A 15349-nucleotide genomic window follows, 5' to 3' on the forward strand; every position below is an offset into this window, starting at 1 on the left:
TGTGCGCAGTACCTGTGGGAGCCAGCCTTGCTGGCGATGCTCTGTTTACTCGGGCTTGCGATAACCTTCGACAATCGCCGAGAAATCCTTGCCACCCTCGCCGCGCAAGCTCATGGCCTGGTACAGCTGCTGGGCCACTGCGCCGAGGATCACCGGCTGATGAGCCTGACGTGCCGCTTCTGTTGCCAACCCCAAGTCCTTGAGCATCAGCTCGGCACCAAAACCACCGGTGTAACCGCGTGACGCCGGGGCAGTCTCGATGATGCCCGGCCACGGGTTGTAGGTGTCCGAACTCCAGCAACGGCCGGTAGAGCTGTTGATGATGCCCGCCAGCACCTTGGTGTCGATGCCCAGCGCATTGCCCAGGGCCATGGCCTCGGACACGCCGATCATCGAGATGCCCAGCAGCAGGTTGTTGCAGATCTTGGCGATCTGCCCGGTACCGACTTCGCCGCAGTGGACGATGTTGCGACCCATCTGCGCCAGCACCGGCTGCAGGGTGGCGAACAGCGCGGCGCTGGCGCCCACCATGAAGGTCAGGGTGCCGGCCGCAGCACCGCCGGTGCCGCCGGAGACCGGTGCATCAGCCAGGTCGACGCCCTGCTTGGCCGCTGCGGCCGCCACGTCACGGGCAGTCTGTGGATCGATGGTGCTGCAGTCGACCACCGGGGTCCCGGCTTTGACACCGGCGAGCACGCCGTCTTCGCTGAGGTACACGCCGCGCACATGGGCGGCAGCCGGCAGCATGGTGATCACCAGTTCACTGTGCTGCGCAGCATCGCGCGGCGAGCTGCTGATCTGCCCACCGAGCTCGGCAAGTTCGGCCAGCACGCTCTTGTTCAAGTCGAACAGGTTCAACTGGTGCCCGGCCTTGATCAGGTTGCGGGCCATGGGCGCGCCCATGTTGCCCAGACCGATGAATGCGATACGCATGATGAGCTCCTTAGCGCAGGCTGATGGTGGTGTTCACGCCATCGTTGACGCTGTCATCATCGAACCAGCGGCTGGTGACGGTCTTGGTCTGCGTGTAGAACTGCACCACCTGTTTGCCGTATGGGCCCAGGTCGCCCAGCTTGGAGCCGCGCGAGCCGGTGAAGCTGAAGAACGGTACCGGCACCGGAATCGGGATGTTGATGCCGACCTGGCCGACGTCGATCTCGCTCTGGAACTTGCGTGCCGCAGCGCCGCTCTGGGTGAACAGGCCGGTGCCGTTGCCAAAGGGGTTGCGATTGACCAGGGCGATGGCTTCATCGAGGGTATCGACTTCCAGCACCACCAGCACCGGGCCGAAGATTTCCTGGGTGTAGATCTGCATGTCGGTGGTCACCCCGGAGAACAGGGTCGGGCCGACGAAGTTGCCCTGCTCGTAGCCCGGCACGCTGACCTCGCGGCCATCGAGCTCAAGCGTGGCGCCTTCCTTGATACCGCTTTCGATCAGGCCCAGCACCCGCTCCTTGGCGCGCTTGGAAATCAATGGGCCGACATCGGTGCCCGGCTCGCTGCCAGCGTTAACCTTGAGCTTGGACGCCAGCTCCTTGAGCTCCGGCAGCCACTCGCGGGCCTTGCCCACCAGTACCGCCACCGAAGTGGCCATGCAGCGCTGGCCGGCGGCGCCAAAACCGGCACCGACCAGGGCGTTGAGGGTTTGCGTACGGTTGGCGTCCGGCAGCACCACGGCGTGGTTCTTGGCGCCCATCATCGATTGCACGCGTTTGCCGTGCTGGCCTGCCAGGTTGTAGACGTGGGTGCCGACTTCAGTGGAGCCGACGAAGGAAATCGCCTTGATGTCGGTGTGGGTGCACAGGGCATCGACCACCTGCTTGCCGCCATGCACGACGTTGAGTACCCCGGCCGGCACGCCGGCCTCAAGCGCCAGCTCCACCAGCATCATGGTCGACATCGGATCCTGCTCGGACGGCTTGAGCACGAAGGTATTGCCGCAGACGATGGCCATCGGGAACATCCACAGCGGGATCATCGCCGGGAAGTTGAACGGGGTGATGCCGGCGCAGACGCCGATCGGCTGGCGCAGGGTGTAGGTATCGACGCCGCCGGCAACGTTCTCGGCGAACTCGCCCATCTGCAGGCTGCCGATACTGCAGGCATGCTCGACCACTTCCAGGCCACGGAAGATATCGCCTTCGGCATCGGCAATGGTCTTGCCCTGCTCGGCACTGAGGACTACGGCGATTTTCTTCGAGTGTTCGCGGATCAGCGCCTGCAACTTGAGCATGATGCGCATGCGAGCGCCGATCGGGGTGTCGCGCCAGGTCTTGAACGCCCGTTGACCCGCAGCGATGGCGGCATCGACTTCTTCGGCGGTAGCAAAAGGTACGCGGGCCAGCACTTGCTGGGTGGCCGGGTTGACCACGTCACGCCATTCGCTGGTTTTCGACTCGACCCACTGGCCGTCAATCAGCAGCTTGACCTGCTCGACCTTGGTCTGGCCGGGAGTAAGGGATGCGTTCATGTGCGTTCTCCTGAAATTGTTGTTAGGAAGAGAAGACGCCACCGGGTCAGCCACGGCGAGCGCTTGGGTCCAGGGCTTTTTTGGAGTATAGATGTGCAAACATCTAATAAGAACGAACATAAAAGCCGGATCAACATGCAAAAAAACATCACCTCCCTGGGCTCGCTGAACTGGGATGACCTGAAGTTCTTTCTCGAAGTGGCGCGTACCCGCAAGGCCAGCAGCGCGGCCAAGCGCCTGGGCGTCGACTACACCACGGTGTCGCGGCGGATCAGTTCGCTGGAGGTGGCGCTGGGCACCTTACTGTTCGAAAAGTCGCGGACCAACGGCTTTGTCCTCACCGCCGAAGGCCAGCGCCTGCTCAGCTATGCCGAGTCGATCGAAAGCACCCTGCACATGGCCTGCGAGCAGGTGTCCGGCTCTGGCGTGGCGCTGTCGGGGCACGTACGCATGGGCTGCACCGAAGGTTTTGGCAGCTTCTTCGTCACCCCGCAACTGAGCCACTTCGTCGATGCTTACCCGGCGATCTCGGTAGACATCCTGCCGCTGCCGCACTTCATCAGCCTGTCCAAGCGCGAGGCCGACATCGTCATCGCCCTGGAACGCCCGGAACACGGGCCTTATGTATGCTGCAAGCTGTGCGACTACCGCCTGCGCCTGTACGCCACCCAGGCGTACCTGGACAGCCACGAGCCGATCACCCGCAGCAGCGACCTGGCCCGGCATCAATTCATCAGCTACGTCGACGACCTGGCCTTCAGCTCCGAGCTCTTGTACCTGGCCAACCTGATCCCGGCCGCCAGCGCCAACCTGCGCAGCACCAGCGTCATCGCCCAGTACGTCGCGGCCCAGCAGGGGCGCGGGCTGGCGATACTGCCGTGCTTTCTGGCCGCACAAGACCCGCGCCTGGTGGCGATACTGCCGCAGGAGGTGGAGATTACCCGGCAGTTCTGGATGTACTGCCGGGAAGACTTGAGGAAGTTGAAGCGGATCACCCTGCTGTGGGACTACATCCGCGACGTCACCGAGCGCAACACCCCGCTGCTGATGGGCGAGTCGCGCTCGATGAGCTTTGCCGACTGACTCAGTCGGAGGCGACCACGATCGATACCCGGCGGTTTTCCAGGCGCCCAGCGCGGGTGTCGTTGCTGGCCACCGGTTCGTTGCTACCCAGGCCGCGGGTTTCGACGTTCTCGGCGCGCATGCCGGCGCCGATCAGGACATTGGCCACGCTCTGCGCCCGGCGCTTGGACAACTGCTCGTTGTAGCCGGCACGGCCCGAGGCATCGGTGTGGCCATCGACGCGCACGCGCTGGATGTTCACCGACAGCAGCGACTTGCCAATGCGCTCGACGATGGTCTTGCTCTGGGCATTGAGGGTGTCGACATCGCTGCCGAACAGCACTTTGCTCGACAGGCCGAACTCCCAGCCTTCATCGGTGAGCTGGAAGCCTTCTTGCTTGAGCAGGGCAATCTGTTCGGCGCTCAGGCCTTTGGGCGGCACGCTCTGGCAACCGCCCAGGGCAAACAGCGCCAGGGCCAGGCAGACAAAGTGAAAACGTAGACGTTGGCTTAGGTGAATCACGGTTCAGCTCCTGTTTTTTACTTGATGGGCAGAGCGCTCCGTCTCTGCCATGTCGCCTTGGCCACGCAAATTACGCTTGGCCTGATACATCGCCGCATCAGCGGCATTGAGCAAGTCGGACGGGCTCAGGCCGTCGTCGGGAAAATAGGCAATACCAATGCTCAGCGAGGTGATGATGCTGCGCCCTTCACTGAGGCGGATCGGCAGTTTCATGCTGGCCGCAATCTTTTCGGCGATACGCAGGGCGTCTTCTCGCTTGTGCAGCGGCGCCAGCAGCACAGCGAATTCGTCGCCGCCCAGCCGCGCCACCAGGTCATTTTCCCGAAGCTGGGCGCGCACCCGGGTGGCCACGCTGATCAGTACTTCATCGCCAGCGGCATGGCCGAAGCTGTCATTGACCTCCTTGAAGTTGTCGCTGTCGAGAAACAGCAGCGCCAGGTGCTCCTGATGCTTGGCGGCATTGCGCAGGGTCCGGCTCAGGCGGCCCTCGAAAAATGCCCGGTTCGGCAGGCCGGTGAGGCTGTCATGGCTGGCCTGGTGGGCCAGGCTTTCGTTCTCGCTTTGCAGGTGGCTCTGCCAGGACTCCAGCTCGTCAAGCAAGGCATTGAAGTCGTTGCCCAGCTCATTGAGCTCGGCGATCGACGCTGGCGGCACCCGCCGATCGAAGCTGCGTTCGCGGCGTGCGGCATGGGCAACACTGGCCAGGCTGCGCAGCGGTACGACGATATCGCCGAACATTCGCCGCGACAGGTACAGCGCGCTGAAGGCGCTAAGCACCATGCACAGCAGGATCCCGGCCAGGCCACTGAGCAGAAAGCGCACCAGGCTACCGCCCTGGCCCACCAGCTCGATGCGCCCGACCTGCTGGCCCTGATGCAACACCGGCATGATGATCGGCTCTTCCAGCAGGCTGCGGACAATCAGTTGCTCGGCCTGGGCCAGCAAGCCGCTTTCGCTGCGCTGCCAACGAGCCAGCAGCGCACCGTTGTCATCGAAGACCTTGGCATCGGCCACCTCTTCAGTGGCGGCGATCAGCGCCAGCGCCTCGTTGGCCACATCCGCATCGTTGAACACCACGGCGGCTTCGACGGTGTAATTGATCGAGCGGGCAATCAGGTGCAGGTTGTGATTGGCGTACACGCGCAGGGCCAGAACCCCGAGCAGGGTCAGCGATACCCCGGCAAGGCCTACCGCCAGCAGTGCCACGCTCAGGTGACGACGGCCCAGCACCGCGCGCAAGGTCGGACGCTCGCGCCCCTTGCCAAAGCCAATCATGGTTGCGCCGCCCGCCGCCGCGACAGCTGCAGCACACTGGGGTGAATACGCACGCCACTGCGCGCCACCGAGTCGAGGTTGACATCAAACGCCACCTGGCGGTCGCTGACCCGCAGGCAGAACAGGCTGCCCACCGTGCACGGGTCGTCTGCCTCGCTCATGCTCAGCACCGGATGACCGCTGACCGCACTGAACAGCCGCGCACGTTCGTTCTGGTTGAGCGTGCCGATATAGATGGCATCGCACTCATTGGCAATGCGCGGGTCGTCCGCCAGTAAGCGACGCACCAGCACCGGCCGGCCGGTGGCCTGGGTGGTGCCCTTGACCAGATCGTCGGCGTATTCGGTTGGACCGATCAGGCACAGGCGCAATTGCGCCGGCTCCACCGGCCAGCGTGCATAGCTAAGGATCCCCAGTACCACCTGCGTGACCGCTTCGGCCCGCTGCTCGGCAAGATTGACGGTGGCCGAGGATTCAGCCCGGGCCTGTACGCCTAACAGCAACAGCAACGCGGCCAGCAGCGGGCGCGTCAGAGTCGTCACACGTCCCGATCTCGGGGCGGCCACATTCATGAAGGAAATCTCTTAAAACCATGCAGGATGATGCCGCAACGATAGCACAGCGCCCGATTTTCCAGCGAGAGAGCTGCCCGGCGGCGATCCGGTAAAAGGCCGAATCGCCCTAGTCATACCTGTTCCAGCATCAACCCCGAAATGCGTTTGACCTTACGCCGCACCGCGTCCTCGAATACGCCCAGGCGCGGCTCGATCAAACTAAAACAGGTTTTGGCCCGGGTGATACCGGTGTAGATCAATTCCTTGGTCAACACCGGATTGAGGGTATCGGGCAGCACCAGCGCCGTGTGGGTGAACTCCGAGCCCTGGGACTTGTGCACGGTCATGGCAAAGACCGTCTCGACCTCGTTGAGCCGACTGGGCAGGACGAACCGCACACCGCCCTTCCCATCGTTACGGGCAAAGGCCACACGCAGTACCTGTTGCTCCGGGTGCTGCTCATCCGGCAGGCGCAGGGCGATGCCGATATCACCGTTCATCAGGCCCAGGCCATAGTCGTTGCGGGTCATCAGCACCGGCCGACCTTCGTACCAGGGCTGCTCGCTGTCGATCAGCCCGGCGTCGCCGAGCACTCGGCTGACCCGCTGGTTCAGGCCTTCGACACCCCAGGGCCCCTTGCGCACGGCGCACAGCAACTGGAAGGTTTCAAAGCCTTGCAGTACCTGCAGGGCCCAGGTTTCCCAGCGTGGATCGTCCACCGGCGTGGCCAGTGGCGGGCGCTGCTGGCGCAGGGTCTGCAGGTAGCTGCGATAACCCTGGGGCCCGTCGCTACCATGGCCCAGGCCTTCGAGTAGCAGACGATCGAAGTTGCGGTCCTGTTCACTGCGCAGGCTCAGGGCAAACACATCGTCCTGCTTCTGGTTGAGCAGGGCCCGGGCCTGATCGGCCTCCTGGCGGTTGACCAGGCGCGCCAGTTGGCCAATGCCGCTGCCTTCACCGAAGCGCCGCGAAAAGCGCAGCATCACCACTTGCTGCGCCAGGGGAAACTCATCGGTACTGCCAGGCAGCAGTTCGCTACCGGCCAGGGGTGCACCACTGACCTGCTCCAGCCAGGCCTGGGTCTGGGGGCTGTAACGCCCGGCTTCGGCATCGCGGCACAGGTCACCGAGTACTGCACCGGCTTCCACCGAAGCCAACTGGTCCTTGTCACCCAGCAGTACAAGGCGCGCATGGGGCGGCAAGGCGCCGAGCAGGTTGGCCATCATTTCCAGGTCGATCATCGACGCTTCGTCGACCACCAGCACATCCAGCGGCAAGGGGTTGCCAGCATGGTGGCGAAAATGCCGCGAGCCCGGGCGACTGCCGAGCAGACGGTGAACCGTGGAGACATCGGTAGGGATGTTCTCGCGTACATCAGCGGCCACCGCCAGGCGCTCAACCTGCTGGCCGATGGACTCGGTCAGGCGTGCTGCAGCCTTGCCGGTCGGCGCCGCCAGGCGAATACGCAGCGGGCGGCCGGCTTCGACGGCGGGTGATTGCAACAGGGCCAGCAAGCGCACCACCGTGGTGGTCTTACCGGTACCAGGGCCTCCGGTAATGATGCTGAAGGCACTGCGGGTGGCCAGGGCGCAGGCGAGCTTCTGCCAGTCGACCTGGCCGCTCGGGGCACCCCCTTCGAACAATTGCGCCAAGCGCGCCGACAGGTCCGCCGGGGTTGGTTCGACCTGCTGCAGGCGCTCGCGCAAGGCGTTGTCGACTCGCCGCTCGTAAGCCCAGTAACGCCGTAGGTACAGGCGCTGGCCATTGAGTACCAGCGGGCGCGCGCTGTCTTGCTCACTGCTACCTTGGGCCACCAGCCGACTGCTGCGCAGTTGCTGCAGCCAGGTGTCGAGCTCCAGGCGTTCAAGCAATTGCGACGGCAACAGCAAAGGCCCGGCCAGGGCATCGCCTTCTGGTGGCAATGACAGGGCGAAATCCGGTTCGACCAACGTCGCCTGCAGGTCCAGGCAGACATGGCCATGACCCAGTTGATGACTGGCCAAGGCCGCCGCCAGCAGCACCAAGGGGTCGCCACCAGGTTCGCGCTCACCCAGAAAACTCACAAAGGCACGGTCCAGGGCTCGCAACCAGCCTCGCTCAACCCAGCGATCGAGCAAGGCCAGCAGGTCCTCGCCCTTGCTCAATGGCACCAGAGCGGCCAGATGGCGGGCATCCAGTGGCGTCGGCAACAGGTCATCGAGGCTACGGCTCATGGTGCATCTCCGAAGAACAGGTCATGTTGTTGCGGGGCGCTGACACCACGGAACAGCGCATCGAGCCGCTCGATCAGCTCACGCGCTGGCTTGACGAAATACAAGCCGCGCGATGCCGATTCGACACCGCGCAGAAAGATGAACAACGCGCCGCCGACGTGCTGGTCGTAGTCATAACCGGGCAGGCGCGCGCGCAACTGCCGGTGCAGGGCCAGCAGGTAGAGCACGTATTGCAGGTCGTAGCGATGACTGAGGATCGCCCCTTCCATTGCCAGTTCGCTGTAGGCCTGGTGATCGGGACCCAGCCAGTTGGATTTGTAGTCCACCACGTAGTAGCGGCCCTCATGCTCGAAGGCCAGGTCGATGAAGCCCTTGAACATGCCATTGAGCTGGGCCGGTTGCGCTGCCAGACGGGCAACACCCTGATGGGTGTGCTCACACACCAGTTGATCGAGCCTGCCGACATCGACCTTGTGGCTGGCGAACCAGAATTCCATTTCGATCTGGTAGCCGCGCAACTGGCTCAAGGACAGTGGAGAACTGCCTGGCGCCAGGGCCATGGGCTGCTCGATCACATGCTGTAGCCACTGGCTGAGGGTCGGGATCCAGCCAGTCCAGTCGCGGCGGTTGCAGCGCTGGCCGACGGTGCGAGTCAACTGCTCTGGGTTGGCACTGACCTGGGCGAAACCTTCGTGACCGGCCCATTCGAGCAAGCCGTGGAGGAAGGTGCCCGGATTCGGCCCGCGGGGGAAGCGATGAATGTCGCCACTTCCAGGCATGACTTCACGCAGTTGCTGCAGGTCGGGCCGCTCGTCATCGAGCAGTTGTTGCGCCTGGGAGCTGTCGGCCGCCAGGGTCATGGCCTCTTCGCCAATGCGAAGGGCACTGTAGGATGCGATCCACCAGTTTTCCGCAGCCCGGCGCTTGGGCTGGCGCGCCGGCAGCAGCTCGGCCTGGTTGCGCGGGGCGCTGTAGGCCTGATCCTCTGCCGCTGGGCGCTCGATGCAAGAGATGGCCGGGCAACCAGACTGCAGGGCCTGTAGCCATTCGCCCAACTGGGTCGAGGCCGGCAAGGCGCTGCCGCCGCCCAGCAGGTAACCAAGCGCCGAGCGATGCAAGGTCGAGGTCTTGCCGGTACCGCGCTTTAGGTCGGCGACACCAAGCCAGCACGCATGCTGGGCGCGGGTCAGGGCTACGTACAGCAGGCGCAGGTCTTCGGCCAGGCGCTCGTCGTCGGCCAGGGCGATCTGTTCGGCAGCGGGAGTCAGAGTCATGTGCGCCTGGCCCTCGCTGTCGTGCCAGGCCAGCGGCAAGCGCGAGCCATCCACTGGTTTACTGGTGCAGATGAAGGGCAGGAACACCAAGGGATACTCCAGGCCCTTGGACTTGTGGATGGTGACCACCTTGACCAGTTGCTCGTCGCTTTCCAGACGCAGGATCTGCTCTTCGCCAGCCTGGCCGGAGCTGGCCAGGTGTTCGCCCAGGTGACGAATCAATGCCTGTTCGCCATCCAGTTCGGTGGCCGCTTGTTGCAGCAGCTCGGCCAGGTGCAACAGGTTGGTCAAGACCCGCTCGCCATCGCTGCGGGCCATCAATACCTGGGGCAGATCAAAATCATGCAACAGGTGCCGCAGCATCGGCAGCACACCCTGGCTACGCCAGATCAGCCGGTATTGACGAAACTGCATGACCCAGCGCTCCCACACCCGCTCATCCTCGTTCAGTTGCGCCAGGGCGCTGAGCGGCAGGTTGAGGGTAATGCTCGCCAGGGCCGCCTTGAGCAGGCGCTCGGCATCCGGCTCGGCGCAGGCCTTGAGCCAGGCCAGCAGGTCGTGGGCTTCCTGGGCGGCGAACACCGAGTCCTTGTCCGACAGGTACACGCTGCGCACATCGCGGGCTGCCAACTCTTCACGAATCAACTGCGCCTCGCGGCCGTCGCGCACCAGGATGGCAATGTCCGAGGGCAGGCAGCCGCGCAGCGACTGGTCGGCCTGAAGGAAACCACTGCGCCCCTGTTGCCCGCCATTGAGCAAGGCGACGATCTGGCTGGCGCAACTGGCGGCCAGTTGCTGACGATAAACAGCGCCGGACACCGGCTCTTCACTGCTCAGTTGCCAGAGGTTGAGTGCCGCTAGCGGCGCACCATCGACCTGCAATTGCTCGCTGCGACCCTGGGCCATGACCTCAAGGAACGGCACCGGGTTGTCGCTGCCATCACGGAACAGGAAGGCGCCACGGCCCTGCTCGCGCTCTTCGGCCTGCATGAACACATGGTTGACCGCCGTGACCATGGCCTGGCTCGAACGGTAGTTGGTATCGAGGCTGTGCAGGCGCCCGGCCGTGGCCCGTCGTGCGCCCAGGTAGGTGAAGATGTCGGCACCACGGAAGGCATAGATCGCCTGTTTGGGATCACCGATCAGGAACAGACCGGTATCGCGCAGGTTCTCCTCAATCCGGTAGATACGCTGGAAAATCCGGTACTGCACCGGGTCGGTGTCCTGGAATTCGTCGATCAGGGCCACCGGGAACTGCTCGCGGATCAACCCGGCCAGGCGCTCACCGGCATCACCGCGCAACGCATGGTCCAGACGCAGGAGCATGTCGTCGAAACCCATCTCGGCGCGGCGGCGCTTTTCCTGTTCAAAACGTGCACCGACCCAGGCAGCAGCATGTTCGAGCAGGCAGGCGTCAGGCGTGGGCAAGCCCTGAAGCTGGTCGCGCAGACTTTCCATCGCCTGCAATGCCGGGTGCACTGGCGGCTCGCCCTTCCAGGCTTCGGCCATGCCGGCGCGGGTAAAGCGGCTGAAGCCGGTACCCAGGTCCAGCTCCAGCGCCTGATCGTCCTCGGCCCAGGCCTTGAGCTTTTCGCACCAGGGCTCGAAGTAACGCGCCTGCATCTTGCGCCCGTCGACCTGCTTGGCGGCCAGGCCGTCACGGCAGATCTGCAGCAACTCACCAGACCATTGCGCCCAGGGCGCCTTGAGCGTGTGCAGCAGTTCGGCTCGTTGCTGCAGCACCGCTTCGATCAGCGCCTGCGGCTCTTCGTCGTTACTCTCTATGCGCAGACGGCCGAACAGGCCGCGGACCCGTGGCAGCAAGGCTTCGGGGCTGACCCAGTGCGCCCGCACCCAGGCCAGCGCATCACCTTGCATGCTGTAGCAGAAGCGTCGCCAGTAATCACGCATGACCTGGCCCAGCAGGTCACTGTGGTCAGTTTCCAGGGTCTGGGTAAACAGGCTGCCACTGTCGAACGCGTGCTCGCGCAGCATGCGCTGGCACCAGCTGTGGATGGTCGACACCGCCGCTTCGTCCATCCACTGCGCGGCCACGTCCAGGCGGTTGGCACAGCTGGCCCACATCGACGGCTCATAGTCAGCGCGCAATTGCTCGAGCAAGGGATCGGCTTCGCTCAATTCGCCCCGAAAGTAGCGCGCAGCTTGCGCCAGACGAGTGCGGATGCGTTCTCGCAGCTCCTTGGTAGCAGCGTCGGTAAAGGTCACCACCAGGATCTGTGGCGGCAGCAGCTCGCGACCAAAACCCTGCTCGCCGCCATGGCCGAGCACCAGGCGCAGGTACAACGCCGAGATGGTGAAGGTCTTGCCGGTACCGGCACTGGCCTCAATCAACTGGCTGCCGTACAGGGGAAAGGTCAGGGCCAGGGGGGCAGGGGCAACAGCAAGGCTCATCGAGCGCTCTCCTCTTTGCCCAGCGTCTGCCAGGGCGCTTCGAACATCGGACGGTACAGGGCTTCGCACCAACCTTCGAACTCTTCACTGGCCGCAAGCGCCGCGAAATCGCTGAACTGACGGGCCAGCGCAGTGCTTTCACTGCGCTCGCCGAAGGTGTTCTGGCCATCGCCATCGTAGGCCTTGGCCGCAGCCATCAAAGCCTTGTCGGCATCGCTCTGGGCCAGCCAGGCGAATGCGGTCTTCACCGCCACCGGCAAGGGTGCGTTCATACCCGCTTGGCGGGCCAGCAACAAATCACCCAACAGCTCAGCTGCACGGGCCTGCTCCAGGGGCTTAAGCAACAACGTGACATCTGTGGCGACCACCGCGCTATGCAACTGCAAGCCAACCGCACAGGCGGCCAGGTGCATGACCCAGGTCGAGGTCAGGCGGTGCCATTTGAGGGTGCGGCCGCTGCTGATGCCATTGGGCAAGGTGGTAATGCTCAACAGCGATTCATCATCGCGCTGGTAGAGCCGGCCCAACCAGCCTTCAAGCTTGAGCTGGCGGTACTCGAAACGGATCGCCACGGCGTTATCCACAGGCAAAGGCCATTGCTGCAGCAGCTGTTGATAACGTTGCAGCAGGTCGGGCAACGGCTCGATCAGTTCAGCCTGCAAGCACTCACCGAAACCGGCCAGCGGCAACAGCCCGCAACCCTGCAGACGCCGGGCCTGGGTGGTCAATGCCCGCTCGCTGTCCTGCGGCTCGGCCAGGGCTGCAGCCAGCAGGCTTTCACTCAAGCTGTAGCGTTGCAGGGCATCGAGGACAAAGGGCTCTTCATCGGCCAAAGGTGCTTCCACCGACTCGAAGAACACTTTCAACCGCTGGCTGAAGAAGTGTCGTGCCGGATGGCGGAGAAAGTCCTGCAACTGGGTCAGGGTCAGCGCTTCATCGCTACTGTAGGGTGGCAGTTCATCCGCTGGTGCTTGTTGATCGCCAGGCACATGCAAGGTGCGCCACTCCCGGGCATAACTGAACAGGCTGCTGCCCTTGTGGAAGTAGCGGGCACTAAAGGGTTGCAGTGGATGCTCCACCGTTAGCGCATGCAGCAACTGTTCGCCGGCATTGTGCTTGCCGCCGACCTCGGCGCCGGCCAGTCGCCAACCCGCAGCCAGGTGGTCGCGCAATTGACCGATCAACACCGAAGCCGGACGTTCGCTGTTGTCGCGGATGCTACGCCCGACCCAGCTGATGTACAGCTGGTCACGGGCCGACAGCAGCGCTTCGAGCAACAGATAGCGGTCATCCTCGCGCCGCGAGCGATCACCTGGACGGTAGTCGCTGCCCATCAGGTCGAAGTCCAACGGCGGTTGCGCACGCGGATAGTCGCCATCGTTCATACCCAGCAGGCAGACCACCTTGAACGGGATCGCCCGCATCGGCATCAGGGTGCAGAAGTTTACCGAGCCGGCGAGAAAGCGTTGGGACAAGCGGCCCTGATCGAGCCCGGCAAGCCAGGCTTCACGGACCACGGTGAGCGGCAGCAGGTCTTGCAGGCCAACCGATTCGCAGGTCTGCAGCCAGGTTTCGCGCAGGGTTTGCAGCTGCACCAGCAGGTAGTCGTCATGCTCGGTTTCGGCGAGGAAGAACACTTGCAGCAAGGCATGCAGGCGCTCGCCCCACTCGTTGGCAGTGGCCACCCGGGACAGTTGTTGGTGGGCGATTTCCAGGGCATCGAGCAGGGCCACCAACGGGCCGATCAAGGCGGCATCCAGGCCGCCGATCTCATCGAACGGCTCGATGCCATCGCAGCCTTGGCCAACACCGACAGCGTAACCCAGCAGCATGCGGCGCAAACCAAATCGCCAGCTGTTCTGCTCAAGCTCGGCCGGCAAACCGAGGCCGGCACGTTGTTCTGCGTTCAGGCCCCAACGAATGCCTGCACCTTCGATCCAGCGGTGCAGGGTTGGCAGGTCACTTTCCTTGATGGCGAAGCGCGCACGCAAGGCAGGTACATCGAGCAAGTCGAGGATCTCGCTGACGGCAAAACGGCTGTCGGGCAACTTCAGCAGGTGTTCCAGGGCAATCAGCAGCGGGTCGCGACCACGCTGGCCCTGGTCGGTCAGGGTGAAGGGGATGAAGCGCGGATCATTGCGGTCCAGCTGGCCAAACACGGCGCGAATATGCGGCGCATAGGTATTGATGTCCGGGAGCATGACGATGATGTCCCGGGGGCGCAGCGCAGGATCGGCGCTGAAGCGCACAAGCAACTGGTCGTGGAGAATTTCCACTTCACGCTGCGGGCTGTGGCCGACGTGAAAACGCACCGAGCGATCTTTGCCTGGATCGACCTCGGGCCAGCGTTCGCGGGTTTCGGCCAGCGGACGCAACTCAAGAATGTCGTCCTGCAACTGGTTGAGCAGGGTGTGCGGCTCACTGTCACTGAACAGGTCGATACGCCCATCGCTAAAGGCTGCGCGGTAACTGCTGGGGTCGTCGTAGCTGTCGAGCAGGTTGATGTAGTCGCGGCCTTGCTTGCCCCAGGCAGCCAACAAGGGATGCGCATGCTGGTGCAGGGCCTGGGCATCGATCAGGCTGGGCATGCCCTGCTTGCGTTGCTGGCGCTTGTATTGATGGCGCAGCAGGTCCTTGTCGGCAACGATGTCGGCCCAGTGGTGACGACAGGGGTTGTGCACACAGAGCAGCACCTGGCTGAAACGGGCCAGACCTGCCAGCGCCTCCAGCGCCTGGGCAGGCAGCGACGAAATACCGAAAACAATGACCCGTGACGGTAAACCGGGTGGGGCCTGTTCCAGGCTGTTGATCCGCTCGATGAAGCGTTGATGAACACCGGCACGGCTCTGGGCCATGCCCTGCTCACCGACATCCAGCAGCAAGGCCCGCCATAGCTCTGCCTGCCAGCAGTTGGCAGGCGGCAGCGGCCGGGATTCGCCGCGTGCGCTGTTGAGCACATGGCGGCCAGCAGCCCACTCCTTGAGCCAGTCGGCACGATACACCTGATACTGGTCGAACAGGTCGGCCAGGCGCTCGGCCAACTGGTAGCGCTTGCGCAGGTCGCTGTCGTCGGTGAGAAAGCGCTGCAACGGCTCGAAATGCGGTTTGTCGATGACTTCCGGCAGTAGGCGCATCAGACGCCAGGTCAGCGGCGCCTTGTCGAGCAGCGACACCTCGGGGATTTCTTCGCGGCCCAGCACTTTACGATACAACTGCCACATGAAACTGCCCGGTAGCTGCACCTCGACTGCGGCGGCGATGCCACAGCCACCCTGGTCATCGTCCTGAGGATCTTCGGCCAGGGCCAGCTTCAGCCATTGGGCGATGCCGTTGCTCTGCACCAGGGCGATTTCGTTTTCCAGCGGTGCCAGCGGGTAACGCCGCATCCAGCTCACCACCAGGCTGCGCAGTTCATCCAGGCGGTTGCCATGAACCACCATGAAACCTGGTATGAGTGGGTTTGCGTGCGGCATTGGGCATCCTTGAGGCTGAGCGGGCAGAGGGAAACCTTATCATGCTCCGGGAGCCTGACTGTGTTGTGCAACAGCCAGAAAGACAAAACCCCT

General features: G+C 63.7%; 9 protein-coding genes. 1 reads left to right on the top strand and 8 read right to left on the bottom strand.

All coding sequences use genetic code 11. The features are described 5' to 3' along the window. Positions 1-45 precede the first annotated feature (45 nt). Together mmsB and M5G17_RS22070 are read right to left on the bottom strand one after the other, a co-directional pair. On the bottom strand, positions 46-933 hold the full coding sequence (gene mmsB / locus M5G17_RS22065; RefSeq protein WP_273894996.1) for a 3-hydroxyisobutyrate dehydrogenase: 888 nt from the start codon (positions 931-933) through the stop codon (positions 46-48). 10 nt (positions 934-943) lie between these two features. Further along, the gene (locus tag M5G17_RS22070) at positions 944-2470 is read right to left on the bottom strand and encodes a CoA-acylating methylmalonate-semialdehyde dehydrogenase (protein ID WP_273894997.1); all 1527 of its coding nucleotides are present in this window, start codon (positions 2468-2470) and stop codon (positions 944-946) included. A 135-nt stretch (positions 2471-2605) separates the two neighbouring features. Between M5G17_RS22070 and M5G17_RS22075 the strand changes: the two genes are divergently transcribed. Further along, entirely contained in the window at positions 2606-3553 is a 948-nt protein-coding gene (locus M5G17_RS22075; RefSeq protein WP_273894998.1) for a LysR family transcriptional regulator, read from the top strand. A 1-nt stretch (position 3554) separates the two neighbouring features. Here M5G17_RS22075 and yfiB read toward each other — a convergent pair whose 3' ends face one another. The 6 genes from yfiB to recC all read right to left on the bottom strand — a co-directional run bounded on the left by yfiB (position 3555) and on the right by recC (position 15256). Next, positions 3555-4055, bottom strand: a complete 501-nt coding sequence (gene yfiB / locus M5G17_RS22080; RefSeq protein WP_273894999.1) for an outer membrane lipoprotein YfiB — start codon at positions 4053-4055, stop codon at positions 3555-3557. Between the two features lie 3 nt (positions 4056-4058). Then, entirely contained in the window at positions 4059-5330 is a 1272-nt protein-coding gene (gene dgcN, locus M5G17_RS22085; RefSeq protein ID WP_273895001.1) for a diguanylate cyclase DgcN/YfiN, read from the bottom strand. Next, entirely contained in the window at positions 5327-5902 is a 576-nt protein-coding gene (gene yfiR, locus M5G17_RS22090; protein WP_273895002.1) for a regulatory sequestration protein YfiR, read from the bottom strand. Before yfiR ends, dgcN begins: the two co-directional genes overlap by 4 nt. A gap of 113 nt (positions 5903-6015) precedes the next feature. Next, the gene (gene recD, locus M5G17_RS22095) at positions 6016-8097 is read right to left on the bottom strand and encodes an exodeoxyribonuclease V subunit alpha (RefSeq protein WP_273895004.1); all 2082 of its coding nucleotides are present in this window, start codon (positions 8095-8097) and stop codon (positions 6016-6018) included. Beyond that, positions 8094-11783, bottom strand: coding sequence for an exodeoxyribonuclease V subunit beta (gene recB / locus M5G17_RS22100; protein WP_273895006.1), 3690 nt, complete (start codon positions 11781-11783; stop codon positions 8094-8096). Before recB ends, recD begins: the two co-directional genes overlap by 4 nt. Then, a complete protein-coding gene (gene recC / locus M5G17_RS22105) occupies positions 11780-15256 on the bottom strand; it encodes an exodeoxyribonuclease V subunit gamma (protein ID WP_273895008.1) in 3477 nt (1158 codons plus the stop codon). The genes recB and recC overlap by 4 nt, the downstream gene beginning before the upstream one ends. Between the last annotated feature and the right edge of the window lie 93 nt (positions 15257-15349).

Source organism: Pseudomonas rubra (assembly GCF_028656935.1).
Lineage (GTDB): Bacteria > Pseudomonadota > Gammaproteobacteria > Pseudomonadales > Pseudomonadaceae > Aquipseudomonas > Aquipseudomonas rubra.

Excerpts from the sequence above, each read along its gene's own strand:
- M5G17_RS22070 (WP_273894997.1), bottom strand. The coding sequence starts at position 2,470 with ATGAACGCATCCCTTACTCCCGGCCAGACCAAGGTCGAGCAGGTCAAG.
- yfiR (WP_273895002.1), bottom strand. The coding sequence starts at position 5,902 with ATGAATGTGGCCGCCCCGAGATCGGGACGTGTGACGACTCTGACGCGC.
- recC (WP_273895008.1), bottom strand. The coding sequence starts at position 15,256 with ATGCCGCACGCAAACCCACTCATACCAGGTTTCATGGTGGTTCATGGC.
- mmsB (WP_273894996.1), bottom strand. The coding sequence starts at position 933 with ATGCGTATCGCATTCATCGGTCTGGGCAACATGGGCGCGCCCATGGCC.
- recB (WP_273895006.1), bottom strand. The coding sequence starts at position 11,783 with ATGAGCCTTGCTGTTGCCCCTGCCCCCCTGGCCCTGACCTTTCCCCTG.
- dgcN (WP_273895001.1), bottom strand. The coding sequence starts at position 5,330 with ATGATTGGCTTTGGCAAGGGGCGCGAGCGTCCGACCTTGCGCGCGGTG.
- recD (WP_273895004.1), bottom strand. The coding sequence starts at position 8,097 with ATGAGCCGTAGCCTCGATGACCTGTTGCCGACGCCACTGGATGCCCGC.
- M5G17_RS22075 (WP_273894998.1), top strand. The coding sequence starts at position 2,606 with ATGCAAAAAAACATCACCTCCCTGGGCTCGCTGAACTGGGATGACCTG.